This is a genomic window from Bacteroides sp. D55t1_190419_B8, assembly GCF_015558905.1.
GTDB classification, from domain to species: Bacteria; Bacteroidota; Bacteroidia; order Bacteroidales; family Bacteroidaceae; genus Bacteroides; species Bacteroides vicugnae.
Map to the genome: position 1 here is coordinate 159,049 of NZ_JADMOU010000004.1, position 26,677 is coordinate 185,725.

The 26,677-nt window shown below is 42.7% G+C and carries 21 protein-coding genes; 15 read left to right on the top strand and 6 right to left on the bottom strand.

What is annotated here, in order from left to right; all coding sequences use genetic code 11:
* The first annotated feature begins 9 nt into the window (after positions 1 to 9).
* The 8 genes from I2I13_RS05585 to I2I13_RS05620 all read left to right on the top strand — a co-directional run bounded on the left by I2I13_RS05585 (position 10) and on the right by I2I13_RS05620 (position 10,168).
* Entirely contained in the window at positions 10 to 2,727 is a 2,718-nt protein-coding gene (locus I2I13_RS05585) for a DUF4458 domain-containing protein (protein ID WP_195649050.1), read from the top strand.
* A gap of 17 nt (positions 2,728 to 2,744) precedes the next feature.
* Positions 2,745 to 4,730, top strand: coding sequence for a BACON domain-containing protein (locus I2I13_RS05590; protein ID WP_195649051.1), 1,986 nt, complete (start codon positions 2,745 to 2,747; stop codon positions 4,728 to 4,730).
* 33 nt (positions 4,731 to 4,763) lie between these two features.
* Positions 4,764 to 6,857: a subtilase family N-terminal domain-containing protein gene (locus tag I2I13_RS05595; protein WP_195649052.1), complete on the top strand. Its 2,094-nt coding sequence runs from the start codon at positions 4,764 to 4,766 to the stop codon at positions 6,855 to 6,857.
* A gap of 12 nt (positions 6,858 to 6,869) precedes the next feature.
* Positions 6,870 to 7,643: a DUF1573 domain-containing protein gene (locus I2I13_RS05600; RefSeq protein WP_148366152.1), complete on the top strand. Its 774-nt coding sequence runs from the start codon at positions 6,870 to 6,872 to the stop codon at positions 7,641 to 7,643.
* A gap of 20 nt (positions 7,644 to 7,663) precedes the next feature.
* Positions 7,664 to 8,137, top strand: coding sequence for a lipocalin family protein (locus I2I13_RS05605; protein ID WP_148366153.1), 474 nt, complete (start codon positions 7,664 to 7,666; stop codon positions 8,135 to 8,137).
* 289 nt (positions 8,138 to 8,426) lie between these two features.
* Complete coding sequence (locus tag I2I13_RS05610; protein WP_195649053.1) at positions 8,427 to 8,855, top strand: Fur family transcriptional regulator; 429 nt, start codon at positions 8,427 to 8,429, stop codon at positions 8,853 to 8,855.
* Between the two features lie 22 nt (positions 8,856 to 8,877).
* Positions 8,878 to 9,438, top strand: a complete 561-nt coding sequence (locus I2I13_RS05615) for an NADH peroxidase (protein ID WP_004297333.1) — start codon at positions 8,878 to 8,880, stop codon at positions 9,436 to 9,438.
* Positions 9,439 to 9,532: 94 nt separating this feature from the next.
* Entirely contained in the window at positions 9,533 to 10,168 is a 636-nt protein-coding gene (locus tag I2I13_RS05620; RefSeq protein WP_167511816.1) for a SagB/ThcOx family dehydrogenase, read from the top strand.
* A 109-nt stretch (positions 10,169 to 10,277) separates the two neighbouring features.
* Here I2I13_RS05620 and I2I13_RS05625 read toward each other — a convergent pair whose 3' ends face one another.
* Together I2I13_RS05625 and trxA are read right to left on the bottom strand one after the other, a co-directional pair.
* Entirely contained in the window at positions 10,278 to 10,742 is a 465-nt protein-coding gene (locus tag I2I13_RS05625; protein ID WP_117937480.1) for a thioredoxin domain-containing protein, read from the bottom strand.
* A gap of 17 nt (positions 10,743 to 10,759) precedes the next feature.
* Positions 10,760 to 11,059, bottom strand: a complete 300-nt coding sequence (gene trxA, locus I2I13_RS05630) for a thioredoxin (RefSeq protein WP_004306008.1) — start codon at positions 11,057 to 11,059, stop codon at positions 10,760 to 10,762.
* Positions 11,060 to 11,229: 170 nt separating this feature from the next.
* Here trxA and I2I13_RS05635 point away from each other — a divergent pair, with 170 nt between their 5' ends.
* Positions 11,230 to 12,357 (top strand): glycosyltransferase family protein, encoded by a 1,128-nt coding sequence (locus tag I2I13_RS05635; protein ID WP_195649054.1) that lies wholly within the window; start codon positions 11,230 to 11,232, stop codon positions 12,355 to 12,357.
* Entirely contained in the window at positions 12,354 to 12,536 is a 183-nt protein-coding gene (locus I2I13_RS05640; protein WP_004297339.1) for a type II toxin-antitoxin system HicB family antitoxin, read from the top strand. The genes I2I13_RS05635 and I2I13_RS05640 overlap by 4 nt, the downstream gene beginning before the upstream one ends.
* An 86-nt stretch (positions 12,537 to 12,622) precedes the next feature.
* On the opposite strand, the gene I2I13_RS05645 is transcribed toward I2I13_RS05640, so the two are convergent.
* From I2I13_RS05645 to I2I13_RS05655, 3 genes are read right to left on the bottom strand one after another with little or no spacing between them, the layout of a single operon-like run.
* Positions 12,623 to 14,782, bottom strand: coding sequence for a S46 family peptidase (locus I2I13_RS05645; protein ID WP_195649055.1), 2,160 nt, complete (start codon positions 14,780 to 14,782; stop codon positions 12,623 to 12,625).
* Positions 14,783 to 16,942, bottom strand: a complete 2,160-nt coding sequence (locus tag I2I13_RS05650) for a S46 family peptidase (RefSeq protein WP_195649056.1) — start codon at positions 16,940 to 16,942, stop codon at positions 14,783 to 14,785.
* 32 nt (positions 16,943 to 16,974) lie between these two features.
* On the bottom strand, positions 16,975 to 18,219 hold the full coding sequence (locus tag I2I13_RS05655; RefSeq protein WP_074637393.1) for an anaerobic sulfatase-maturation protein: 1,245 nt from the start codon (positions 18,217 to 18,219) through the stop codon (positions 16,975 to 16,977).
* A 157-nt stretch (positions 18,220 to 18,376) separates the two neighbouring features.
* On the opposite strand from I2I13_RS05655, the gene I2I13_RS05660 reads away from it, so the two are divergent.
* The 3 genes from I2I13_RS05660 to I2I13_RS05670 all read left to right on the top strand — a co-directional run bounded on the left by I2I13_RS05660 (position 18,377) and on the right by I2I13_RS05670 (position 21,550).
* A complete protein-coding gene (locus tag I2I13_RS05660; RefSeq protein WP_074637391.1) occupies positions 18,377 to 19,111 on the top strand; it encodes a DUF4369 domain-containing protein in 735 nt (244 codons plus the stop codon).
* Between the two features lie 42 nt (positions 19,112 to 19,153).
* Positions 19,154 to 20,908, top strand: coding sequence for a hypothetical protein (locus tag I2I13_RS05665; RefSeq protein ID WP_195649057.1), 1,755 nt, complete (start codon positions 19,154 to 19,156; stop codon positions 20,906 to 20,908).
* Between the two features lie 165 nt (positions 20,909 to 21,073).
* The gene (locus tag I2I13_RS05670) at positions 21,074 to 21,550 is read left to right on the top strand and encodes a polysaccharide deacetylase (protein WP_148366165.1); all 477 of its coding nucleotides are present in this window, start codon (positions 21,074 to 21,076) and stop codon (positions 21,548 to 21,550) included.
* Positions 21,551 to 21,649: 99 nt separating this feature from the next.
* On the opposite strand, the gene I2I13_RS05675 is transcribed toward I2I13_RS05670, so the two are convergent.
* Positions 21,650 to 22,408, bottom strand: a complete 759-nt coding sequence (locus I2I13_RS05675; RefSeq protein ID WP_004297350.1) for a 1-acyl-sn-glycerol-3-phosphate acyltransferase — start codon at positions 22,406 to 22,408, stop codon at positions 21,650 to 21,652.
* A 120-nt stretch (positions 22,409 to 22,528) separates the two neighbouring features.
* On the opposite strand from I2I13_RS05675, the gene I2I13_RS05680 reads away from it, so the two are divergent.
* Together I2I13_RS05680 and I2I13_RS05685 are read left to right on the top strand one after the other, a co-directional pair.
* Positions 22,529 to 23,782: an exonuclease SbcCD subunit D gene (locus I2I13_RS05680; RefSeq protein ID WP_148366167.1), complete on the top strand. Its 1,254-nt coding sequence runs from the start codon at positions 22,529 to 22,531 to the stop codon at positions 23,780 to 23,782.
* Positions 23,779 to 26,646 carry an AAA family ATPase gene (locus tag I2I13_RS05685; RefSeq protein ID WP_195649058.1) on the top strand — a complete coding sequence of 956 codons (2,868 nt, stop codon included), beginning with the start codon at positions 23,779 to 23,781 and terminating at the stop codon, positions 26,644 to 26,646. Before I2I13_RS05680 ends, I2I13_RS05685 begins: the two co-directional genes overlap by 4 nt.
* Positions 26,647 to 26,677 lie beyond the last annotated feature (31 nt).

The window sequence follows — 26,677 nt, forward strand, 5'->3', positions numbered from 1 at the left end:
ACTTAGTAAATGAATTTACATAAATTATACTCAATATTCTTCCTGCCGCTAATCGTCAGTCTACTGACAATAGTGGTAGTAAGCGGTTGTTCCGACGATGATGAGGAAATACTGCAAAGCCAATACGGCTATGTGCAGTTCAAACTCTACAAGGACGCCTCTTTTGGAAAGGAAGGAACCACCCGTGTGACGGACAAACTGGAAACGTTGTCTACGGCACAGAAGATAAAGGTGGTGATGGTGCACAACGGTACCACCGTTTCACAAACATTGCCCTTGAACTCATATAATGCAGGCAATGCGGAATATGGTGTGCGCAGTGATAAATTGAAGTTAGTAGTCGGTACGTATAAGGTGATCGGTTACGTGCTGTATGACAAACTCGATAAGGAAATCATGGCAGGTCCCGGTGGAGATAACGAAGATTTTACCGTTATAGCCGGAGGACTTCAAGAGAAAGCATTGACAGTAGATGCCGTATCTCGTGGTATGCTGACTTTCAAGTTGACGAAACAATGGGCTAACACACGTGCCACAGGTGAATATCTGTTCAGCAGCATTCGCTTTATCGATGTCACCTTGATGAATACCTTTACCCGTGAAACTACAGAGTTGAAAGGCATGAAGGTTACTTATAAAGAAGGTTCAAAGGAAAGTGTGAATCCTGCTAATCCGGAAGATAAGTACATGGATATAGAAGAAGCAACCTGCGACTCTGCCGTATGGGTTCCTTCCGGTACTTATCAGGTAGTAGCTTATACCACTTACACACAAAAGGGTATCACGAAACCCCAACTGGAAACGCAAGCTGTAAGAAGCGAGCCTATTGTTGTGAAAGATAACGAACTGACAAGCGAAGCGATCGTACCTATCCAGTTAAAGGAAACCGCAGAATATATCAAGGACTATAAAGCCTTGAAACAAATCTGGGAGGCTTTGGACGGAAAGAATTGGAGCTACAATGGCGGTACGGTGGATAATACAGTTCACAGTAAAAACTGGAACTTCAATAAGGAACTGGATATGTGGGGGAACCAGCCGGGCGTCGAACTGGACGAAAACGGTCGTATAACCGGACTTTCGCTCGCAGGCTTCGGTGCTAAAGGAAGAGTGCCTGATGCTATCGGACAATTGACGGAGTTGAAAACCCTTGCTTTCGGTACACACAGCGAAATGCTGAGCGGCAGACTATTCGGTGACGAAGAATTGACACCAGACATGGACGATGCGAAGAAAGAGAGGATACGCATGCACTATAAGCGGACTTTCCTTGATTACGACCCGCGCTCTCATATGTCGGAAATGCTGCAAGAAAGCATCAACCGTGATCCGGATATGAAGCCGATAAAGAAGGATAACCGCATCACGCTGAAAGATACGCAAATCGGTACGCTTACCAACCGTATCACATTTATCTCGAAAGCTCTCATGCGGTTGACAAAATTGCAGAACCTTAATATCGCCAATTCACCTATTCTCGCCGATGCTATTGCTACGGAGTGGGAGAATGAGAACTCGGAATATGCTAAGCAGTATGCTGATGAAGATTTGAGTTGGAGCAATCTGAAAGATTTAACAGATATAGAGCTTTATAACTGTCCTAAGATGGATAGGGTTCCGGATTTTATCTATGAATTGCCCGAGATACAGTCTCTGAACCTTGCCTGCAACAAAGGCATTAGTGCCGGTCAACTGAAAGCTGACTGGACAAAGCTTGCTGAGGAGAAGACTGGTCCTAAAATCCAGATACTTTATCTGGGTTATAACAATCTGGAAGAATTTCCGCCGTCTGAGTCTTTAGGGAAGATGGTTAAGCTTGGCTTGCTCGATTGCGTGCATAATAATATACATACGGTACATGCTTTTGGTACGAAGGTTAAACTGACCACCCTGATGTTGGGCAATAATCAAATTGAAGAAATTCCGGATAACTTCTGTGCTTTTACCGAGCAGGTAGAAGGACTGAACTTCTCTAATAACAAGTTGAAATATATCCCGAATATCTTCAATGCCAAATCAGTATATGTAATGGCATCAGTGGATTTCTCTTACAATGAGATCGGCTCGGTGGATGGAAAGAATATTAATTGTTCTATGGCGGATTATAAGGGTATCAATGCCAGCACAGTCAGTCTGTCAAATAATCAAATCAGTAAATTCCCTACAGAACTGTTTGCAACAGGTTCTCCAATTGGAACTATTGATTTGAGCGGTAACATGATGACCTCTATTCCGGAAAACTCACTGAAACCGAAGAACGGAAACTATAAGAATACGCATCTGCTCACGGTGATAGATTTGCGCTTCAATAAGTTGACAAGCCTGTCGGATGACTTCCGTGCAACGACTTTGCCTTATTTGACAAATATGGATGTCAGCTACAACTGTTTCTCCAAGTTCCCGACGCAGCCGCTGAACAGTAGCCAGTTGAAAGCTTTCGGTATCCGCCACCAGCGCGATAAGGATGGTAACCGTACTTTGCGTGAATGGCCTACGGGTATCACTACTTGTCCGAGTTTGCTGCAATTGCAGATTGGTTCGAATGATATTCGTAAAGTGAACGAAACACTCACTTCACGGCTCTATATATTAGAGATTGCAGACAATCCGAATATCTCTTTGGATGTAACCAGTGTATGTCCTTATATCGAGGCAGGCATGTATGTATTGCTTTATGATAAGACACAGGATATTCGTGGTTGTGATGCTTTGGGTATTGAACGATAATATAAAAGATTCTATTAATGAAGTATATTAGTAAAATAACATTAGGACTGATTCTTTGCACGGCGTTAGTGACCTCGTGCAAGGATGATGACGAACCGGGAATCGAGGGGCTTGCATTGGATAAGACCGAAATTACGATGGGTGCCGAAGGTGGAGTCGAAAAGATTGCCGTATCGTCCAGCGATCAATGGGTGACGAGCACCAAGGAACCTTGGTTAGCCATTTCGCCTGCCAACGGTATCGGTTCGGCGGTATGTGAGATAGCTATCGACTCCACACTGCAAAACCTTGCACGTACAACGGAGATACTTTTCGCCATGAACGGCAGAACACCTCAAAAGGTAACGGTTACACAGTTTGGTTTTAGCAAGCAAATCTTGATAAAAGAGTCGGAAGTGAAAATAGCTAGTTCGGATCGTTACGACGAACGTGTTTTCAAAAGTACTATCTCTACAAATGTCAAATTCAGAATAGACGGAGTAGATTATTCTTTCGCTGAAGAGGCAACTATGTCGGAGGAACAAAAAGCGGATGCAGAGAGTGACCGCGCAGATTGGTTGACATTGCCGAAAGAGAAAGATTTGAATGTGGAGTTAGACCGTGGAGCGCGTCCGCGTACCATAAAAGTAGATTTCCGTTGGGGAATGAATGTGGTTCCTTATACCCGTGTAGCTAAAATTCGTCTGATTCCGGAAGATCCCGAGGACCTGAAGGATTTGGTCGATGAAAACGGTAATAAGATAGATGCAGTGGTGCTGACTGTGAGACAGGAAGCTGCTATGAAGATTGAAGATAACCGTTCGGGCGACTCGCTGGCGGTGATTACTATCAATAATAAACTTCAGTCTATGACGCAGATTGATGCCAGTGAAAATATGATGAACTGGGCGAATGTGACGCTTTGGGAAGCTACGGATAAAGAAATACAAAACAACGAACTTCCTGAGGAAGCGGTAGGCCGTGTGCGTTCTGTAAGTTTTGCGATGATTAACCTGCAAGATGGTGAAGCCTTGCCCAAGGAGATTCGGCATTTGAAATATATAGAATCATTCGCAGTTCAGAGTAATGAAAACAGTCAGATCCGTACAATCTCTCTAGGAGAGGAAATCGGTGAGTTACAATATTTGAAACATTTGACTGTATATTCTGTAGGCATCAATGCTTTCCCCGATAATTTTATTAACTTAGGGAATAAGCTGGAAACATTGTATTTGGGAAGTAACAATTTCCCGTCATTGTCTGTGATTACCAATGTGGTGAATCAGAAGAATTTCGGCAAGTTGAAGGCTTTGACATTGACCGGATGCCGTGCTACGGATGTATTGCGTGATTTAAGTCTTATTAGTGGAGGCAAATATAATGGAAGAGACGTCGGCTTGCATGCAGACGTATCCAAAGAATACACGGAAAAAGAAGCCTTCTTGAAATTGTTGACATGGGATAAGTTGATTTCATTAGAAATGTCGTATAACTTCCTCGAAGGAGAATTCCCGACGGACGAAGAAGTGAAGAATGCGTTGACAGCAGCGAAGAAACCGCTTACTTATCAGCAAGAAGATTTCTTTACTAAAGATGAACTGGATGCTACTCCTGCTATCTATGAGTCTAAGTTATCTCAGGATACTTGCCAATGGTTGTTATCCACTGACAATTGGGTTACTTATAAGGATCAGGATGCGTTAAGAGGACAGGATATTCTGCGTGTATTGCCGTTTGCCCGTACGTTACATCTTAATCAGAACTTCATGACTGGTAAAATACCGAATTGGTTGCTGTTCCATCCGTACTTTGCATACTGGAATCCGGAAACGATGGTATTTAACCAGCAGGAAGGGGGTAAGAATTCTTCAGGAGATACAGTTGGATTCAGCAATGTGGAACTCGTGAACTACGATTATTCTTACTACTACGGCAGTGAAGACCCTGGAACAAACCAAAAGGTTGACGGCGTAGCTTATCCGTTGTATTACAAAGTATTTGTATTATCGGATACAGTAGAATAAATATCATTAACAAGAATAATTTAATAAGGAACAATGAAGAATAAATTCTTATATACAGCACTGTTTGCCTTGACGCTGACTGCCTGCTCGGAACAAGAGCTGATTGAACAACCGTCCACCCCGACAGGGGGGACGGAAGTCCAACTTCCGACGGATGTCACTTCCGGTGAATTGCTGATAAAGTTCGACCCGGCAATGACGGAGATCCTTGACCGGACTCTTGCGGTTGCTACCAGAAGCGGGGGAGCTATGACCCGTTCCGGGATTCCTTCTACCGACGAGGTGTTGGCTATTCTGGGGGCTTATCATTTTGAACGTATATTTCCGGTAGATCCCAGAAATGAAGAACGGACCCGCACCGCAGGATTGCATCTGTGGTATCGGGTGAAGTTTGATGAAAATACGGATGTGAAAGAAGCAGCCCGCCGGCTCAGTCAGTTGGGCGAAGTTTCCAAAGTACAGGCAAACAGCCGCATTCAACGTGCTTACAAGAAACAATCCTATCGCACTTATATTAGCGAAAGCGCTTTGAAACAAAAGGCAACTACGCGTGCGGGGAAAACAGAAAGCATATTCGATGATCCCGGTCTGTCGTATCAATGGCATTATATCAACAGCGGAGTTAATGCATTTGATAATCAGAATGAACTGCAGAATGGTTCGAAAGCAGGATGTGATGTCGGTTGTGCGGAAGCATGGAAGAAATGTACGGGTGACCCGTCTATTATTGTTGCCGTGCTGGACGAAGGCGTCATGAATACTCATCCCGACTTGATAAATAATATCTGGATTAACGAAGGCGAAAAATTGTATGCCGGTAAAGATGCCGACGGTAACGGTTATGAGGATGATCAGTACGGTTACAACTTCGTAAGCAATTCGCCTGTTATTACATGGCAGGATATCAACGATTCGGGACATGGCACACACGTTGCCGGTACGATTGCTGCTATGAACGGCAATCACGAAGGCGTCTGCGGTATCGCCGGTGGCGACGGTACACCTAATTCGGGCGTGAAGATAATGTCGTGTCAGGTGTTTTCCGGTGAGTATGGTGTGAGTCTGGATGGTGAGGCGCGGGCTATCAAATATGCGGCAGATAATGGCGCTGTTATCCTGCAATGTAGCTGGGGTTACAACTCTGCTTTGGCAAGTCTGGTAGACGGATATACTCCGGGTCCGGGTTCGGAAGAAGAATGGTCGGAACTTTATCCGCTGGAAAAAGAAGCATTGGATTACTTTATCAACAATGCCGGTTCTCCCAATGGGGTGATCGACGGTGGTCTGGCAATTTTCGCTTCCGGCAATGAATATGCGGCTATGCCTTCTTTCCCTGCTGCTTACTCTAAATGCATATCAGTAAGTGCGGTGGCTGCCGACTTTACTCCGGCTTCTTATACCGACTATGGTAAGGAAGTCACGATCTCAGCTCCGGGCGGTGATACGGAATATTATAATCCGGTGGGAGAGAATGATCCTGAAATATGGGAAGAAATAGACGGTGCTCATTCCGGTTCTATTCTCTCCACATTGATAAAGGACGGTCAGCCTGCCTATGGATATATGGACGGTACGTCTATGGCTTGCCCGCATGTATCGGGAGTAGCTGCACTGGGATTGTCGTATGCCGTTAAGTTGCGTCGTCACTTTAAGGCAAGCGAGTTTGTGGAACTGCTGAAAAAATCAGCGAAGCCGCTGGATCCCTATTATAGTAATGGAGCAGTGAAAAGGTTCTATCGTAACCATCTTACTCACGGAGCTTCCGCTACGAAAGTAGAGTTGTCGAGATACGTCGGCAAGATGGGTGAGGGACTGGCAAACGCCGGAGAGTTGTTGAACAAAATCGACGGCAGCGGTTCGGATATGGTAGTGCCTAACGTATATGTGTCAGAAGCAGCAACATCGACGGTAGACCTTGCTTCCTACTTTGTAAATGGCGAGAACCTGACTTATACCTGTACATCTGCTGATACAGCTATTGCTACGGTAAAGGTAACAGGTACGCTGATGGAGGTATCCGGCGTAAAAACCGGAGCGACCCGTATCATGGTGAAAGTAAGCAATGGAACGGAGCAAACAATCACCGTCACAGTTCGTAAAAAAGCCAATGACAACGGTTGGATGTAATTTTGATATTCAATGAAACCCATTATCTGGATACGGTTATTTATATGTTGTGCGGTTGTCGGACCGTTCCGGGCGGTAGAAGCCCGGAATGTCCGTTCCGTTCTGCAGGAGGAAGAAATTCTGCGTTTCGACCGGACGGTGCTGGATGTCGGTACACTGACCGAAGACGATGCTCCGCAGACCTACCGTTTCACTTGCACGAACGTAAGCGGTAAAACCGTGAAGCTCACCTGTGTGAAGACAACTTGCGGTTGTACGGCGGCTGATGTCCGTATGGGAGAGATTCTTCCGGGCGAAACAAGAGTGATAGCATTGACTTACACTCCGAAGAATCATCCGGGAACGATCGACACGAATGCTTTCATCTATCTGGCTTCTTCGGACAGTCTGCCGGCGGCACGCCTCACCTTAAGAGGAAATGTGCTTCCCGGAGCGGATGAATGGGCGCGCTATCCATATGTAATGGGAAAGTTGAGGCTGAAACAAAATCGGATGGAATTTCGCGAAGTGGCTGCTGGAAAGCGTCTTTCGGAACGAATTCTGTGCGGTAACAGCAGCGACAAACCACTACGCTTGTCGGCTTCCCAGCTTCCGGCATTCGCTGCTTTCCGTACGGAACCGGAAGTGATCACTCCGGGTAGTGAAGCCGATATAGTGGTTACGATAGATAGCTCACTGATTCCTGCGGATAAAGGCAGTTCATTTACCTTTCCGCTTGTGATAGAAGGAGTGGAGGGGCAACCGTCGGAACGGACATTGAATATTAAAGTAAACCGTATTAAATAACGATAAAATAAAAAGAAGACATGAAGAATATTTTCAAATTAATGGCTTTATTCGCCTTCGTGCTTTGTTTCTCATCTTGTGATGACGATGAAGATACAGCCCTTCCTACATTGCCGGTCACTGCTGCCAATCTGAACGGAGTATGGCAACTTGCCGAATGGAACGGGCAGCCTTTGGCGGAAGGTACCTATTGCTACATAAAGTTTAACCGCAAGGAACTCACTTTTGAAATGTACCAGAAGTTCGACAGTATGTACGCACGTTGCATCACCGGTTCTTTCAAGATTAAGAACGACCCTTATCTGGGCTACGTGCTTAGCGGAGACTACGATTTCGGCAATGGAGAGTGGAATCACGATTATATCGTAACCGATTTGCAGGAATCTGGCTCTATGGTCTGGACGGCAAAAGATGATGATAGCGACGTGAGCAAATATGTGCGTTGTAACAAAGTGCCGGACGAAATTATAGCGGAAGTAAAAGTGGACGAATAAAATTGATTTTTAGCTTCTTTAACAGAAAAGGAGTATATAAAACTTTTCGAAATATAAATACCCCTCACAAAACTCTTTTGTGAGGGGTATTTTTAAACAAAAAAATTGCTGATCTTTTATTGTCATGCAAATGGATGGTAAGTAAAAGGAAAATAGGTTTTCAATAATAATATTCTTAAAAAAATACGCCAAAAATATGGGAATTTATTTGATAATTCCAAATAACTCGTTATCTTTGCATTAAATTTATAATTGTAATGAATACAACTTTGAAAAGAAGGAAGAGATAATGAAATCATATGAACGATTATTAGAGCATAATATCAAGCCTTCCATGCAGCGTATCGCTATCATGGAATATCTGATGGATAATCCGATTCATCCATCAGCTGATGATATATATACTGCACTATCTCCTTCGATGCCGACACTTTCAAAAACTACGGTTTACAATACTCTGAAATTGTTTTCTGAACAAGGAGCGGCCTTGATGCTTACGATTGATGAGAAGAATACGAACTTTGATGCTGACACTTCCGTACACTCTCATTTTTTGTGCAGGCGTTGTGGACACATTTATGATTTGAAATGCCCGGAAGCCATAAAACAAGTGGAGAATGTAGACATGGATGGTCATCAGGTATCAGAAGTTCATTATTATTATAAAGGTATTTGCAAAAATTGCTTAAGTAAAGATAAAGAAACACGTATTGACTAATTAATTTAAAATTGAGAAGAAAATGAAAAAATTTAGATGTACTGTATGCGGTTACGTTCATGAAGGTGACGCAGCTCCTGAAAAATGTCCTTTGTGTAAAGCTCCTGCCAGCAAATTCGTAGAAGTGGTTGAGGTAGAAGGTGGCGCATTGTCTTTTGCTGACGAACACGTTATTGGTGTGGCAAAAGGTTGTGACGAAGAAATGATTAAGGACCTGAACAATCACTTCATGGGAGAATGTACTGAAGTTGGTATGTATTTGGCTATGAGCCGTCAGGCAGACCGTGAAGGTTATCCTGAAGTAGCTGAAGCTTTCAAACGTTACGCTTGGGAAGAAGCTGAACATGCTGCTAAGTTTGCAGAATTGTTGGGCGACTGCGTGTGGGATACTAAAACAAACCTGCAGAAACGCAAAGATGCTGAACAAGGTGCATGCGAAGATAAAAAACGTATCGCAACTCGTGCTAAAGCTTTGAATCTGGATGCTATCCATGACACTGTACATGAAATGTGCAAAGACGAAGCTCGTCACGGTAAAGGTTTTGAAGGATTGTACAACCGTTATTTCGGTGATAAGAAATAATTAAGCCTAATAAACTCTTAAAAGGTCTGTATTCTGCAACGAATACAGACCTTTTTTATTTATATTTGTCTATCAATTTTTAAATACCACAGTTATGAGAAAAGTACAACTATTGTTAGTTTGTTTAATGCTTTCGGCTGTTGCTTTTGCTGCTGATAAAGTGATTAAATTGCCGAAGCCTAATTTAAACCGTACCGGTGCGGTGATGAAGGCATTGTCTGAACGACATTCAACTCGCGAGTATGCTTCTAAATCATTGAGTCTGTCGGATCTGTCTGATTTGTTATGGGCTGCTAATGGGATAAACCGTAAGGAATCCGGAATGAGAACAGCTCCATCGGCTTTGAATAAGCAGGATGTGGATGTATATGTAGTGTTACCTGAAGGGAGTTATCTGTATGATGCTAAAAATCATCAGTTGACTCTGGTTGCTGAAGGAGATCACCGTGGAGCAGTAGCCGGTGGACAGGCATTTGTGAAAACAGCTCCGGTGTCTTTGGTGTTAATCAGTGATCTCTCCAGGTTTGGAGATGCGAAGAGTGCACGCAGCCAGTTGATGGGTGCTATGGATTCCGGCATCGTTTCTCAAAATATTTCAATATTCTGTTCCGCTGCTAACATAGCAACAGTGCCACGCGCCTCGATGGACAATGAACAATTGAAGAAAGTTTTGAAATTGAAAGATAGCCAAATGCCAATGATGAATCATCCTGTGGGATACTTCAAATAAGGATTGGCAAGATATACAAAAGAGTGAGGGTATCCCGCAAGGATACCCTCACTCTTTTCCTAGTATAGCGTTACTATCCCGACCGGATAGCGTCACTATATTTTCTTCTTTACTTCAAGAGAAATTCATCAATCGCTTTTTTGTAAGTTGCCTTGTCAGCAGCTCCACGGAAAAGCTGTGGATCTCCTTTCATGGGAATGAATACAAACAATGGAATACTTGTTGCATTAAATAAAGCTGCCAGTTCTTTTTGTTTATCTACATTGACTTTGTAGATGACAATTTTTCCGGCATATTCCTTTGCCAATTCTTTCATGATAGGAGCTGTCTGGCGACATGGTCCGCACCAATCTGCATATAGGTCGATGATGGCGGGCTTATTACCTTTATAATTCCACTCCTTTGATTTCTCATAATCGAAGACGTCTTTCAGAAACATTTCTTTGTTCATTACGACGACTTCACTGTTACCTGTTACTTCTTTTTTACCTTGATTAGTTTCCCTACTGTCGTTGAATGCGTATACAATCACGCTTATCATGACGAGGGCTACCATTACTAATACTTTCTTCATTCGTTATTATTATCTTTTTATGTATAATGCTTCTCGATAACCCCTTGTAGTTCGCTACTATGGATTACACCGGAATGTCTCCAGACAGCCTCTCCATTCTTGAACAGTATGAAGGTCGGTACAGCTTGTATGCGATATTTAGTAGCCAGGTCTTCATGCTGGTCAACGTCTATCTTTGCAATACGTGCTTTATCTCCCACAATAAGTTTTAGTTCTTCTAAAACCGGTTTCATTGCTTTGCAAGGTCCACACCATTCTGCAAAGAAATCAACTAAAACGGGCACTGGTGACTGTATTAAATCTTCAAATTTTTCCATAATCTTTTCTTTCTTAGAGTTAAAAAGCAGTCTTTGAAGACCGCAAATAGATTTTCTATTTTATTAATATAACGAGAAAAAGCAGATTTTGTTCATGAAATAGTAATCATAGAGTCATCATCTTGTAATGCGAAAGTGGGAACTTTGCGTATCTAAAAAATAGTAGAACTATGAAATTCTTATTTATTGTTCAAGGTGAGGGGAGAGGGCATTTTACACAGGCAATCACTCTCGAAGAAATGTTATTGCGCAATGGGCATGAAGTAGTGGAAGTCTTGGTCGGGAAAAGTTCGACACGTACTTTGCCGGGATTTTTCAATCGGAGTATTCATGCACCGGTGAAGCGATTTATTAGTCCGAACTTTTTGCCTACGGCAGATAATAAACGGGCGAACCTGACGAAAAGCGTTGCATACAATTTATTAAGATTACCGGAGTATCTTCGTAGCATGTATTATATAAATCAGCGGATCAGGGAGACAGGGGCGGAAGTCGTCATCAACTTCTACGAACTTTTAACCGGACTTACCTATGCACTCTTCCGTCCCTCCGTTCCGTATATTTGTGTTGGACATCAGTATTTGTTTTTACATCGTGATTTCGAGTTTCCGGATAAAAATTCGTGCCAGTTATGGATGCTGCGTTTCTTTACCCGGATGACCGCTCTAAGATCTTCGAAGAAACTGGCTTTGTCTTTCCTGGAAATGGAACAGGATGATATGAATCAAATAGTGACCGTTCCTCCATTGATTCGTCCGGAAGTGACAGCTATCCGTCCGGAAGAGGGTGATTATATTCATGGATATATGGTTAATTCCGGGTTTGCCGATAGCGTAGAGAACTTTCATGCAAAGCATCCGGGACTTCCTTTAACTTTTTTCTGGGATAGATCGGATGCCGAAGAGGTGACACGGATTGACGAAACATTGAGTTTCCATCAAATAGATGATGTGAAGTTTCTTAATGCGATGGCGGGTTGCAAGGCTTATGCCAGTACGGCAGGCTTCGAGTCCATTTGCGAAGCAATGTATCTTGGAAAACCTGTATTAATGGTTCCGGCACATATTGAACAAGACTGCAATGCCTATGATGCAATGAAAGCGGGGGCAGGAATAATCAGTGATTCCTTTGATTTGCAGCCGCTGCTTCGCTTTGCAGGAGAATATACTCCGAACCGTCATTTCGTTTATTGGGTTCGCAGCTGTGAACGTCGGATGATCCGTGAACTGGAGAAACCGGCAGCTTCACATTCAGAAATAACTTCAATACCAACATTCACTAATTATTTACCAATATGAAGCTAAACAGAACGGATTATGTGCTTGAACGCGCATCAGATGGTGGCTATTATGCCTGGTTGACTGTAAATATGCAATGTAATGCTTATGGGGAATCTCCTGAAGAAGCAGTTCAGAATTTACAGAATATAATGAATGAGATGATTGACGAGATGTATATGGTGGAAGAATTTATATAAATTGAGAGTTGAGAATTAAAAATTGAGAAATAAAAGTTATGCCATCTGGCATCATATTTCTCAATTTTTAATTCTCAACTCTCAATTTACTCAACAATGCTAAGTTCATTGATGATATGAGAGGCTCCCGCATATTTATCGATGATAAACAAGGTATAGCGGATATCGACGCAAGCGGCTCGTTGCGATGAAGGACGGAAAGCAATGTCGCCTGTTAAGCCTTCAAAGTTGCGGTCGAAAGCAGTTCCTACCAACTGCCCTTTGCTGTTAAATACCGGGCTGCCGGAGTTTCCTCCTGTATTGTCGGTGTTTACGATAAAGCAGACAGGCATTTCACCGTTTTTGCCATAACGTCCATAATCCTGGGAGTTATATAGTTCTTTTAGTTTTTGAGGCACTACGAATTCCCAGTTTCCCTGATCTTCTTTTTCCATCACACCTTTGAGGGTGGTATGAGCGTCATAAACCACACCGTCAGCCGGTTCATAAGAAAGCACCTGGCCGTATGTCAACCGTAAAGTAGAGTTCGCATCCGGATAAATCGGCATTCCTTTTTCCTGTCTCATGTCCATCATGCCTTTCACCCATACTTTATGAGCTGCGTCATAGTTCTGATTGGCTTCTTTCATGGCAATGGCTGTTTTCAGGATTCCGTCGGTAACAGAATATTTGAATAATACCATCCAGTCATATCCTATTTTATACAAACTTGGTTTCTTGATAAACTTCTCAAAGTTTTTAGGATTGCCGAAAATGGAATGTTCGAAACAGGCATCAACGAAGGCGTCAATACTTCCCTTGAAACGGGAATTGATGATTTCGAAGATGTTGATTCGTTGTTCTGCCGGAATGTAGTTGGCATAAGTCTTCAACATTTCTTTGGCTACCATCCGTTCTACGTCCGGGAAGGGGACAGAAGCAAAATACTTATCTCCTTCTTTCTTCAGTTTTAGTTTTGCTTCTTTTATCTGCTCTTTATCTTTCGATTTCAGAGCGGTAACCAATTCTGTCGTGGAAGGAATACGCATAAAATCAAGGGCAGTGACTAATGCTTCATTGATAGCCTGCTGATGATATAGCGCATCGCGTCGGTGAGATACAATAGAGCGAATCTCATCAAAGGCTTTCTGATACGAATCATCTCCCTTTTCACGGCCGCGGGCTAACAGTTCTTCTTGCTGTGCACGTTTGGTATCCAGTACATTGAGGCGTATCAGTCCTTCATTCATGCCGATGGCATTTTTCCAATAATTGGCCGAAGAAGCATATTTGCTTGCATAATGAATACGCACTGCCGGATCTTTCAGCATTTGCTCCATAAGTACTTTCTGACGGGCTCCGCGTACATGCTGGCGCATGAAATTGGTCGTTTGCATCCGTTCTTCCACTTCGTCGGCAATCATATACCGCCAGTTACGTCCGGGGAATCCCATGACAAAGGTGAAATCTCCTTCCTGAACTCCGGCGAGGCTGATCTTCAGATGTTTTTTCACTTGCAGAGGAACGTTGTCTTTAGAATATTCTGCCGGTTTTCCATTCTTGTCCGCGTAAATACGGAAGAGAGAAAAGTCGCCTGTGTGACGAGGCCACATCCAGTTGTCGGTATCAGCTCCGAATTTACCGATGGAAGAAGGAGGAGCCCCTACCATACGAATATCACTATACACTGTTTTGATGAACAGGTAATATTTGTTTCCTCCATAAAAAGCCTTGAGCTCCAACTTTGTTGCAGGAGTTATTTCTATATTCTCGGCTTTGGCAAAACGTTCTGCTACATTGCCAAGATAACTTGGTGATAGATAATTAACACCATCCGGGTCCGGATCTTTTTTCAGTTGCTCGGTGACGTAATCGGTCACATCGAGAATACGGTCGATAAAAGTGACGGTCAATCCTGGAGTAGGAAGTTCCGCATCACGGTTCATAGCCCAGAAACCATCTGTCAGATAGTCATGTTCTACATTACTATGTTGCTGGATAGCTCCATAACCACAGTGATGGTTAGTCAGTACCAGTCCTTCGGAAGAGATAACTTCTCCCGTACATCCTCCTCCGAAGTGTACAACAGCGTCTTTTAGAGAAAGACCATTTGCGTTGTATACTTCCTCTATCGGAATTTCGAGACCAAGTTCGCGCATGGCAACAGCGTTCTGTGCTTTCAGATCGGTTAGCATCCACATGCCTTCGTCGGCGTGGATGCTAAGAGTTGCCAATGAAAATAGGACAAATAGGATTTGTTTTCTCATTTATTCTACGATTGTCATTTCGTTGATCAGGTGTCCGCAGTTTCCTAATTTTTCCAGAATGAACAGGACGTAACGGATATCTAAATTAATACAACGTTGCAGGTTGTTGTCGAAGTTGATGTCACCGCTTAATGATTCCCAGTTGCCATCAAAAGCACAACCGATCAGTTCTCCGTTTTCATTCAGTACCGGGCTACCGGAGTTACCACCGGTGATGTCGTTGGTCGACAGGAAGCAGACTGGCATATCACCATTCGGTAAAGCGTAACGGCCATAATCTTTCTTTTCAATCAGTTCCTTCAGTTTGGCAGGTACAACGAATTCACGGTCTTCCGGATTTTCTTTTTCAAGAATTCCCTTAGTGGTCGTATAGTAGTTGTAGTGTACGCCGTCTTTCGGATCATAAGGTTTCACGTTACCATAGGTCAGACGAATGGTAAAGTTTGCATCCGGATAAGAAGGTACAGGCAACTTCATTTCACCCAGACCACGGATATAAGTTTTGTGTAGCAAAGCCAGTTCTTTATCCATATCCTTGAGTTGGGAAGCCAGTGTATCCATCAAGTCGTATTTAGACTGGCAGTATTGCAGTGCCAGATCATTGTCAATCGCTTTCACTGAAGGCTTCTTTGTAAACTTCTCGAAGTTTTCCCGGTTGGCAAAAATAGAGTTGTCATACATATCATCAACGAATTTGTTATAATCGCCTTTATATTTCTGCTCAATAACCTTATAAATAGAAGGACGTTGGTTTGCCGGAATCATTTCAGCATATAAGGGGAACAAGGCTTTCGCTACCTTGCGGTCTACTTCATGATCGTAATCTTTGTTATGGATGCTTTCGTAAGTGCTTTCCAAGGCTTTCATGCGTGCTTCGATTACAGAATCGTTTTTCTCAAGCAATGCTTCGCGTGTTTTAGCCAACATAATATTGCCAAATTCGATAGCTCCGAAGAAAGTCTCTCTCAAACAGGTGTACTGATAGTTGAGAGGAGTTGTCTTAGCTACCAGGTCATCAATATTCTTCACTACTGCTGCATATTCAGCATTGTTTTGTGCTTTTGCAAACTCTGCGAATTTGGCTTCTTGTGCAGCTTTTGTTCCTAATACATCATTATCGATGATGGCTTTATTCATGCCGATGGAGTTTTTCCAATAGTTGCTGGAACCTGCATACTTGTTAGCATACTGAATACGGATTTTGTCACTGGCATTCATTACTTCCTTCAGGACAGCCAAACGTGCACCACGAATACGGATACGTGGATCGTTCTCCGATTCCATACGTTCTTTTACTTCTGATACAGTCAGGTAGCGGCTCGTACTTCCGGGGAATCCCATAATCATTGCATAATCTCCTTCTTTCAATCCTTTGATAGAGATAGACAAATGTTTCTTGGTTTTCAGTGGGACGTTGCTCTCGCTGTATTCTGCCGGTTCACCATTTGCATCTGCATAAATACGGAACATGGAAAAGTCGCCGGTATGACGCGGCCACATCCAGTTGTCTGTTTCACCGCCAAACTTACCGATAGAAGAGGGGGGAGCGGCTACCATACGTACATCCGGATATATTTTCTTGTAGAAAAGATAGAATTTATTTCCGGCATAGAACGGAAGAGCTTGCGGAACAATTCCTTTTTTGTCTGCCAGGTCACTTTTAAAATAAAGATCATGAGCCAGCTTTTGAAGGAATATATTGCTGAATGATTCGGATTCGGTGATTTCTTTCGCCGCAATCTTGGCATTGACAATATCCGTAATATCTTCGATACGTTCGATAAATGTAAATTTCAGTCCCGGAGTAGGGAGCTCTTTGTCTCTGGAAGTAGCCCAGAAACCGTCAGTCAGATAATCGTGTTCAACACTACTATGTTGTTGGATGGAAGCGTAGCCACAGTGGTGATTGGTTAGAATCAAACCTTCGGGTGAGATAATTTCTCCGGTACACCCTCCTCCGAATATACCTACAGCATCTTTAAGAGAAATGCCATTCGGATTATATAGGTCTTGTGCTTCCAGTTTTAATCCCTGTTTTTTCATCATGTCTATGGAGTGTTGCTGTTGCATCAGTTGCAATAGCCACATACCCTCATCCGCTCTAACGGAACATACAAAAAGCGCGGTCAGCGCTAATAGATAAAGTCTTAATCTGTTCATTATTAAATGATAAAATTACAATATATGATTGGTTAGTATTCAATTTTTAAATCTCCGTTTTTCAGTGCTTCCATGATATTAGCAGGCGGGCGTTGATTCATTAGTTCGTTTTTCATAAAGTCCATGTAAGGAGCTACATGCTTAAAGAACTGATAATACCCTTTGCATAAGTAATTTAACCCCGGTTCGCCTTCGGCCGTTTGGCTGAAACGATTTTTCGGGCATTCTCCGTTGCAGGCAAACAGGAACTCACATTCCTTGCATTGAGTGGGGAGAGACTGATATTTCATGTTCCCGAAATTGTGCTGACGTTCGCTATGCATCATTTCCACCAGAGTTTTACTGTAAATGTTACCTAATTTATATTCGGGGAATACAAAGTGGTCGCAAGAATAAACATCTCCGTTGAATTCCATCACACCGGCATGACCACAGGTCTTTGCCATTGTGCATATACCGGGTTGTTCGCCCATCCAATTCGCCAAAGTCGAATCGAATATTTGTACGTAGTATTTGCCTACGTCTTCTTTCACCCATTCGTCGAAAAGAGTACAAAGGAAGTTACCCCATTGTTCCGGGGTGATCGAAAAATCAGCAAGAGTTCCGGCTTTATTTTCTGCAAGAGAAGCGAGGTGACGACCGTCTTCATGTGAGAGAATACGTTCAACGATAGGAGCGAACTGGATATACTGGCAACCGATTTCTTTAAAGAAATGGTAAAAGTCTAGTGGGTAGTCGGCATTGAAGTCATTAATGACTGCCATCGCATTCCATTCCACCCCATGTTTTTTCAAAAGATTGATGCCTTGCATCACTTTCACAAAAGAGGGTTTTCCCATTTTGTTTTTACGATACTCGTCATGAAACTCCTGGGGACCATCGATAGAGACTCCTACCAGCCAATTGTTTTCACGGAAGAATTCACACCATTCGTCGGTGAGCATGGTTCCGTTGGTTTGGATGCAGTTGTCGATCGTTCGTCCGCGGGCATACTTCTTTTGTAGTTCCATTGCCTTTTTATAGAAGGAGAGCGGCCGCATCAGCGTTTCTCCTCCGTGCCAGGTGAAAAGCACCTGTGGCATGGTTTGTGAGTTAATGTACTCGTCGATAAACTTTTCCAGAAGTTCATCGCTCATTACGTGTTTCGGATTGTCTTTGTATAGGTTGGCCTTTTCCAAATAATAGCAGTAATCGCATGCTAGATTACATACGGCACCTACAGGCTTTACCATTACATAAAGCGGTTTGGCAAAAGGGGCAAATGTTGATGTTTTCATGACTGCAAAATTAGATAAACTAAATGAAAAAAAGAGCCTTGTACCTATGTTTATAAGGATTATTAAAGAAAAGAGTCTTACAAGATTTAAATATTGATAAAATGTTTCTTTGAATTCTGAATCAGTTGTACCTTTGTACCCAGAATTTAATGAATAGATGAACGTGAATAAAATTTTGCCTTTTTTACTTTTGCTTCCGTTTTTTGCTTCCTGCACCAGTAAGTACAAGATTGAAGGAACCTCTTCAGTGAATAGTCTGGATGGAAAGATGCTGTATCTTAAATCCCTTCGGGATGGAGAGTGGGTGAAGCTGGATTCAGCTGAAGTAGTGCATGGTCTGTTCTCAATGAAAGGGAAAATAGATTCCGTACAGATGGTGACACTTTACATGGATGAAGAAAGCATTATGCCGATTGTGCTGGAAAGTGGGAAGATAACAGTTACCATTAGCAATACGGACCTCAAGGCAGTCGGAACATCTTTAAATAATGCACTGTATGAGTTTATCAGCAAAAGAAACCAATTGGAAGAAAGCATTGGTGAACTGGAGCAGAAGGAAACCCGTATGGTACTGGATGGAGGCGATCTGGATGAAATTCACGGTCAGTTGGTGGTGGAAGGAGACTCACTGATGAAAGCGATGAATCAGTATGTAAAAACGTTCATCTCCGATAATTATGAAAATGTGCTGGGACCCAGTGTGTTTATGATGCTCTGCAGCTCTTTGCCTTATCCGATTATGACTCCGCAAATTGATGATATAATCAAGGATGCTCCTTATTCTTTTAAAGATAATAAGCTGGTTAGAGAATTCCTGTCTAAAGCAAGAGAAAACATGAAGTTGATAGAAGAACATCAACGATTGGAACAAAATGCTTCAACAAATAAGTAATGCTTGAGTTTTTTGTGTATTTTTGCACAAAACTCAAGTAAAGTGAAAACGACTACTGTTCCGGTATACGCCGCTTTCTTTTTTATTTTAGTCTTATCGGTTTCTTGTCATAGAGATTCGGAGGCCCCTGATGCGGCATTCCGGAGGATCGAAATGTGCATGGAATCTCTTCCGGATACAGCTCTGTATCTATTAAAGTCAATACCTCATACTGAAAAACTACGTGGAAAGTTGCAGGCGGATTATGCACTTTTATTGACGCAGGCGATGGATCGGAACTATGTGAAGTTTACTTCTGACTCATTGATTGCACTGGCACTGAATTACTATGCTGTAGAGCGTGGTGACTCCGCAACACGTGCTAAAGCACAGTATTATTATGGAAGAGTGTTGCGTGAACTGGGCAAAGATGAAGAGGCTTTGACATTCCTGTCTTCGGCAAAAGAAATGTTCGGGAATATTCAATGTTGTAAGATGTTTGCAATGGCTACTGATGAGATAGGGATGATTAACCGGAAAAAGAAATTGTATCAGGAGTCGTTGGAGAATTTTCGGGAGTCATATACAATCTATGAAGAGTTGAAAGATTCTTTGAGTCTTGTCAGAGCCGGGCAAAATATAGGCCGGGCTTATTTGTTTCAGAATAAATGGGATAGCTGTTATTTCTATTATATTAATGCTTTAGCACTAGCCAGGGAAAAGCAATATTCGTCTGAAGTTTCCATTTTACATGAGTTGGGGATACTGTGCCGTTCTATGGGAGAACTGAAAAAGTCAGAACGCTATTTTCTTGCTGCTTATGAAAAAGAAACGGATGAAGAAAGGAAATACGTGGAGTGTATGTCTCTCGGTTATTTGTATATACAGATGGGCGATGTAGAGAACGCCCGGAAATATTTTAAGATGAGTATCAATTCTTCTAAAGAATATACCCGTATTGACGCATATAACAATTTATACTTTCTGGAAAAAGATATTGATAATTTTGAGGAAGCGATTATCTATCATGAAAAAGCGGACTCTATCGTGAATGTATTGGATGAAGTCGATTCGCAGGAGCTGATAACAGAACTGCAAAAGCAGTACGAGAACGAGAAGCTCCGGAATGATAATTTACAACTGAAAGTGGACCGTACGGTTTTTATATTTTGCGGTACGGTTATTTTCCTGATTGTGGCCTTCTATATGTGTTATTACTACTACAAAAGTAAGAATCACAGGAAGAAGATTGCCGAAATCGAATCCCAGATTAGAGATAATGAAGAGGAGATAAAGCGATACCAGCAGGAGATGGAAGAAATTCAGGAGTTGAAAGATCAAGTACTGGAAGAGAACCGCATACTGGAAGAAAATCGAATGAAGGTAGGCGAGTTGAATGGAAAGATTGTTCTTTTGAGTATGCAGAACAAAACCTTATCGGGACTGTTGAAAGAACTGGGAGGAGAATTAACTGTCGGACCCTCTTCTGAACAGTACATATCCGCTTTTCGTCTGCTGCTTGCTATCAAAGAGGGAACATTAAGAGGCAAATTGTCTAATGGAGAACGCTATAAATTGTTTAGCCTGTTTGATTTACTCTATTCTAATTACGTTACCCGGTTGCTTGACAAAACTCCTTTATTGACTAAACATGATCTTGAGATCTGTTGCTTTCTTAAATTTGGACTGACCAATGAAGAACTGGCACGTATTTTTCAGACCTCTTCCGATTCTGTCACTAAAGCAAAAGGGAGGCTGAAAGGTCGATTAGGCATTTCTCCACAAGAAGATTTGAATGTGTTTTTAAGGGACTTTTGATAAATAAAAAATGAATTGTCCGGGTCATTAATAGAACGATAGTCTGTATTTTATTGAAATGTAGGTGTTTACGGAAAATCAGGCGCGCTGATTTTGTCCGGGTGACTTTTTTTGTGTTTTCGGATGCATGCCGTACTTTTGACACAACAAAAACCAAATAGCTATATGAAAAATCCTAATGAATTATCTGCCGCCTCTTCTTTGAGAGGTGACGAATTGCAGTTAATAGAACAAAAAGTCAGCATTGTTGTCGGAATAGCTAATTCTCGCACCAGGTTAAGGATAGGAGTTCTATTAAGTAAATATTCAGAGTATCAGGTGGATTATATATCCTCCGAGAGTGAAATCGGTAAACTGATTGAAGAAGCCGACTTGATTATTGGTGCGGGAATTACCGCTTACGAAGGGGTCTTGCGCCGAAAGCCGGTGATTGTAGTGGGGGATTATGGCTTGGGAGGTCTGGTTACTCCGGATACATTCCGCAAGCATTATAACAATCGGTTTAGAGGGAAGATTAATGGCGTCAGAAATGAATCTTTCCCATTAGAGAATTTAGAAAAGGAAATTTATAAAAGTTTTAATTTGACTTTTCAAGAATTACAAATGATGTCAAACCAAACCATAACCTTGCAAAACATCTAAATATCTGAATTTCTTAATTTAATAGTTTGATGCATAAAACTGGTTAGGAATATGGGGGTGCGTGAGCATCCTCATATTTATATAAATATTATGTACTGATTATCGGTCTTGATCTTCGTTTTTCACCATTCCCTTGTATTGTTCCGGCAGGGCACTTTCAACCGCAGCGTAGGCTTCTGCCATGGTTGCCTTGATATTTTCCATTCCTTTCCCTTTGGGCGGAATCGGTTCATGAATAGTCAGAATCATGCGATGACGGTGTATCCATTTGCCTGTGCGTGGCAGAATTTCGAACGAGCCGTCAATGGTGACGGGTACAACCGCCAGCTGTAAATCATCCGCCAACTGGAAGGCTCCTTTCTTAAAGTATCCCATGTGTCCTGTAAATGTACGCGCTCCTTCAGGAAAGACAACGAGAGAAACCCCATCTTTCAATGAGTCTTTTGCCTGCCGGATTGTTTCCAATACTTTTTTAGGGCCGGATCTGTCTACAAAGATATGTCCTGCACTTTCACAGGCTTTTCCTACAAACGGCAGTTTACGCAGGCTTTTTTTCATCATCCACTTAAAGTTTCTTCCGATGAAGCCATAAATAAGGAAAATATCGAATGAACCCTGATGATTAGGTACGAAAATATAGGAAGTTTTGTCATGCAACTTTTCACGTCCCTCAATCTTCACGGGAATCAACAGAAACAGACAAATTAATTGTGACCAAATCTTCCCCGGATAATATCCCCAGATGTGGGCTCCTCCCAAGAGAGAACCTACAATAGTGACGATTGCCGTGAGGATGGTCAACACTAATAAAATAGGCAAAGCGATGCAAATCTGATAAATATAATACAGTATCTTCATAGGGTTGGATTTTTATCCTGCAAATATACATGATTATTGGTAAAAAAGAGGGGCAGATGTGATATAATCTTTTCGATTGTGTTATTTTTGCCTCTTGTTATTAGAGATAGTTACAAAATTATGATACGTATATTGCATACTGCCGACTGGCATCTAGGACAAACCTTTTTTGGTTATGATCGCACGGAAGAACATAAAGTATTCCTGAATTGGCTGGCAGAAGAAATTCGTCAGAAAGAGATTGATGCATTGATTATAGCCGGAGATGTTTTTGATGTTTCCAACCCTTCCGCTGCATCCCAAAGCATGTATTATCAGTTTATTTATCGGGTGACAGCAGAGAATCCGTATTTGCAGATTGTCATTGTTGCCGGCAACCATGATTCGGCAGCACGCCTGGAAGCTCCTTTGCCTCTGTTGCAAGCTATGCGGACGGAAGTCAGAGGGGTAGTTCGCAAGCTCGAAGGCGGAGAGATCGATTATGACCATCTGACTGTAGAACTGAAGAACCGGCAAGGGGAAGTAGAATTGCTTTGCATGGCAGTTCCTTTTCTGCGTCAGGGAGATTATCCGGCCGTGCAAACGGAAGGTAATCCGTATGCGGAAGGAGTTCGCGAACTTTATGCACAACTTTTGCAAAGATTATGGAAGCGAAGGACGGAGAATCAGGCGATTCTTGCCATCGGTCATTTGCAGGCCACAGGATCGGAGATTGCAGAGAAGGATTATAGCGAGCGTACCGTGATTGGCGGGTTGGAGTGTGTATCTCCGGAAGCTTTTTCCGAACAGATAGCTTATACGGCATTAGGACATATACATAAAGCGCAACGAGTGTCCGGAAGAGAGAATGTGAGATATGCCGGAAGCCCCATTCCGATGTCTTTTGCCGAGAAACATTATCATCATGGAGTCGTGATGGTGACTTTCGACGGAGGCTGTGCGGTGGATATTGAACGGTTGGAATGCCCGAAATTAATACCTTTGGTGAGTGTGCCGAATGGAGAACCCGTCTCACCGGAAGCTATCTTGAAAGCCTTGAAGGAACTACCCGAGACAGAAGCCGTAGCCCCATATCTGGAAGTAAAGGTATTGTTGGAGGAACCGGAACCCATGCTTCGACAGGAGATTGAAGAGGCACTGGCAGATAAAAACTATCGGTTGGCGCGTATTGTTTCTACCTATCACACTGATATCGGAAATACGGTGAAAGAAAATGAAAACTGGAAGAGGGGGTTGCAGGAGATGTCTCCCTTACAGATTGCACAGTCTGCCTTTGAGAAGATTTATCAGGTGGAAATGCCTGTAGAACTGACAGGTTTGTTTGAAGAGGCCTATTTGGCTGCTACCCGTAAAGAAGAGGAGGAAGAAGAATGAAAATACTAGCTATACGATTGAAGAATCTGACCTCGATAGAAGAGACGGTAGAAGTGGATTTTATGGCAGAACCATTACATTCTGCAGGTATATTTGCCATTTCAGGACCTACCGGTGCAGGTAAGTCTACTTTATTAGATGCCTTATGTCTGGCATTGTATGATAAGGCTCCCCGCTTCGCTACTTCAGTGGAAAATGTGAACCTGGCAGATGTGGGAGATAATCAGATTAATCAGTCTGATGTTAGAAATTTGTTGCGCCGGGGGACAAGTGACGGTTATGCGGAAGTCGATTTCTTAGGTATTGACGGACGGCGTTACCGCTCTCGTTGGTCGGTGAGGCGGACAAGAAACAAGATAAACGGTTCTTTGCAGCCACAAACGCTGGAAGTGAAAGAATTGGATACGGAGAAAGAATTTCAAGGTACCAAGAAAGAGTTGTTGATTCAGTTGGTGGAGTTGGTTGGCCTGACGTATGAACAGTTCACCCGTACAGTATTATTGGCACAAAATGATTTTGCTACATTTCTGAAATCAAAAGGGGCGGCGAAAGCAGAATTACTGGAGAAGTTGACAGGAACCGGTGTTTATTCCCGGATTTCTCAAGAGGTTTATGTCCGGAATAAGGCGGCACAAGAAGAGGTGACCTTGATTCAGAATCGAATGAATGTGATCGAACTGATGCCGGAAGAAGAGCTGCTTGCTCTGCAAAAAGAGAAAGAACTATCGACTGAAAAGCGTGCAGTAGGGATTAAACTGCTGGCAGAACAGAATGAACAACTGAATGTGGTTCGTTCATTAAAAATACAGGAAGAACTTTGGAAGAAAAAGCAGCAGGAAGAACAGGAGGAACAGGCCAGAGAGAAAGTACTGCAGAGTGCATTAGCTTCCCAAGAGGAAGGATTGGTGCATTTTAAGGCACAATGGGAGGCCATACAGCCGGACTTGAAGAAAGCGCGTCAATTGGATGTACAGATACAATCACAGCAAAGCAGTTATACACAGTCGCAGCAGATTTTACAGGCGGCTAACAGGCAGGTGGCGGAGCAGGAACAAAAAATGCGGGTGGCTGCGGAACAATTACAGGTGTCTTATTCTTCTCTGAACCGCTTATTAAGCCATGTAGGGATAGAAGAAGTACTGCAACTTGAACAGGTGGAAGAGATTCTACGGCAAGAAGAAAGCAAACTGGCTGCCGCTACAAGTACGAATGAGGAACGTTTATTGCGCTTAAATTCTTTCGGATATCCGTTATTGGCCGAAGAACAGGTGAAGTTGCAAAAAGAGTTGACTCGTCAGCAGAATATCCGGCAATTAACGGAAACGCAGACGAAAGCAAAGACGGAAATAGAAAGACTAGAGAAAGAAGTGGCCGATTGTCTGAAACAATTGACGGAGCAAGAAACCGCATTGAACGTTACTCAACGTCTTTACGAAAATGCACGTATGGCAGTGGGAAAAGATGTAAAAGCATTGCGCCGACAATTACAGCAAGGGGAGGCTTGTCCGGTTTGTGGAAGCACAGCGCATCCTTATCATCAGGGGCAGGAGGTGGTAGATACTCTTTTCCGGAGTATAGAGCAGGAGTATAATGCAGCAGCAGCCAACTGTCAGCAGATGAATAACCGGAGCATTGCCCTGCAACGTGATTTGGCACATCAAAAAACGGTGGACGGACAAATCGGAGAACAGTTGGCAACATTATATAAAGCAGGGATTGAAGCCGGAAACGAAGAGCAGATACAACACCGTTTGGCGGAACTGTCAGAACGTATTTTGGAATATCGCAATCTTTACGCAGAATGGCAGCGCGGCGATGAAGAAATTAAAAAGATGCGTGCACATTGTGAAGCCCTCCGTGAGAATGTTTCTCTCTGTCGTTTGGCTATGCAGAAAGTATCGTCAGCCAAAGAACAGCTGGTAATTTTACAGAATGCTGCTTCGGCCGAGCTAAAGAGATTTGAAGTGATAGAAAAAGCGCTGAATGTGCTTCGTCAGGAACGTTCGCAGCTATTGAAAGGAAAAAGTGCGGATGAAGCGGAAGCTGTCGTAGCAAAAAGAGAGAAAGAGCTGAATCTCGCTTTGGAGAAAGCGCGTAAAGAAGTAGAGGCGGTACACAACCGGCTCTCCGGTTTGCAAGGAGAGATGAAGCAAATTGCACTGGCTATAGGAGAGTTGCAGGAACAGTATAAAAAGATAGAGTCTCCCGAACTGCTTCCCGAAATAATAAAGAAGCAACAAGAAGAAAATATGAATGTCGAACGTGCCCTTTCTACCATGGAAGCCCGCCTGCTACAACAAGCAAAGAATAAACTGACTGTGGAACAGATTGCGAAGGAACTGGCAGAGAAACAGACGGTTGCCGAACGTTGGGCAAAATTGAATAAACTGATTGGCAGTGCGGATGGGGCGAAATTTAAAGTGATTGCTCAAAGTTACACTTTGAATTTGCTGCTGCTTCATGCCAATAAACATTTATCTTATCTCTCTAAACGTTATAAGCTACAACAGGTGCCCGATACGTTGGCACTTCAGGTAATAGATTGCGATATGTGTGATGAAATACGGACTGTATACTCTCTTTCCGGAGGTGAATCGTTCCTGATTTCTTTGGCACTAGCTTTAGGTTTGTCTTCCTTGTCAAGTAATAATCTGAAAGTTGAATCTCTTTTTATTGACGAAGGTTTCGGCTCTTTGGATGCGGAAAGTTTGCGTACAGCCATGGAAGCATTGGAGCAATTACAGATGCAGGGACGGAAAATAGGAGTCATCTCTCATGTGCAGGAGATGAGTGAACGGATTTCTGTTCAGGTGCAGGTACATAAAAAAGTGAATGGAAAAAGCGTGCTTACCGTGGTGGGGTAAGCACACTCCTTAGCCTACTGTATATGAATTA

Bases quoted from the DNA above. Each gene is read 5' to 3' on its own strand.
- I2I13_RS05585 (WP_195649050.1), top strand. From the start codon at position 10: ATGAATTTACATAAATTATACTCAATATTCTTCCTGCCGCTAATCGTC.
- I2I13_RS05590 (WP_195649051.1), top strand. From the start codon at position 2,745: ATGAAGTATATTAGTAAAATAACATTAGGACTGATTCTTTGCACGGCG.
- I2I13_RS05595 (WP_195649052.1), top strand. From the start codon at position 4,764: ATGAAGAATAAATTCTTATATACAGCACTGTTTGCCTTGACGCTGACT.
- I2I13_RS05600 (WP_148366152.1), top strand. From the start codon at position 6,870: ATGAAACCCATTATCTGGATACGGTTATTTATATGTTGTGCGGTTGTC.
- I2I13_RS05605 (WP_148366153.1), top strand. From the start codon at position 7,664: ATGAAGAATATTTTCAAATTAATGGCTTTATTCGCCTTCGTGCTTTGT.
- I2I13_RS05610 (WP_195649053.1), top strand. From the start codon at position 8,427: ATGAAATCATATGAACGATTATTAGAGCATAATATCAAGCCTTCCATG.
- I2I13_RS05615 (WP_004297333.1), top strand. From the start codon at position 8,878: ATGAAAAAATTTAGATGTACTGTATGCGGTTACGTTCATGAAGGTGAC.
- I2I13_RS05620 (WP_167511816.1), top strand. From the start codon at position 9,533: ATGAGAAAAGTACAACTATTGTTAGTTTGTTTAATGCTTTCGGCTGTT.
- I2I13_RS05625 (WP_117937480.1), bottom strand. From the start codon at position 10,742: ATGAAGAAAGTATTAGTAATGGTAGCCCTCGTCATGATAAGCGTGATT.
- trxA (WP_004306008.1), bottom strand. From the start codon at position 11,059: ATGGAAAAATTTGAAGATTTAATACAGTCACCAGTGCCCGTTTTAGTT.
- I2I13_RS05635 (WP_195649054.1), top strand. From the start codon at position 11,230: ATGAAATTCTTATTTATTGTTCAAGGTGAGGGGAGAGGGCATTTTACA.
- I2I13_RS05640 (WP_004297339.1), top strand. From the start codon at position 12,354: ATGAAGCTAAACAGAACGGATTATGTGCTTGAACGCGCATCAGATGGT.
- I2I13_RS05645 (WP_195649055.1), bottom strand. From the start codon at position 14,782: ATGAGAAAACAAATCCTATTTGTCCTATTTTCATTGGCAACTCTTAGC.
- I2I13_RS05650 (WP_195649056.1), bottom strand. From the start codon at position 16,942: ATGAACAGATTAAGACTTTATCTATTAGCGCTGACCGCGCTTTTTGTA.
- I2I13_RS05655 (WP_074637393.1), bottom strand. From the start codon at position 18,219: ATGAAAACATCAACATTTGCCCCTTTTGCCAAACCGCTTTATGTAATG.
- I2I13_RS05660 (WP_074637391.1), top strand. From the start codon at position 18,377: ATGAACGTGAATAAAATTTTGCCTTTTTTACTTTTGCTTCCGTTTTTT.
- I2I13_RS05670 (WP_148366165.1), top strand. From the start codon at position 21,074: ATGAAAAATCCTAATGAATTATCTGCCGCCTCTTCTTTGAGAGGTGAC.
- I2I13_RS05675 (WP_004297350.1), bottom strand. From the start codon at position 22,408: ATGAAGATACTGTATTATATTTATCAGATTTGCATCGCTTTGCCTATT.
- I2I13_RS05680 (WP_148366167.1), top strand. From the start codon at position 22,529: ATGATACGTATATTGCATACTGCCGACTGGCATCTAGGACAAACCTTT.
- I2I13_RS05685 (WP_195649058.1), top strand. From the start codon at position 23,779: ATGAAAATACTAGCTATACGATTGAAGAATCTGACCTCGATAGAAGAG.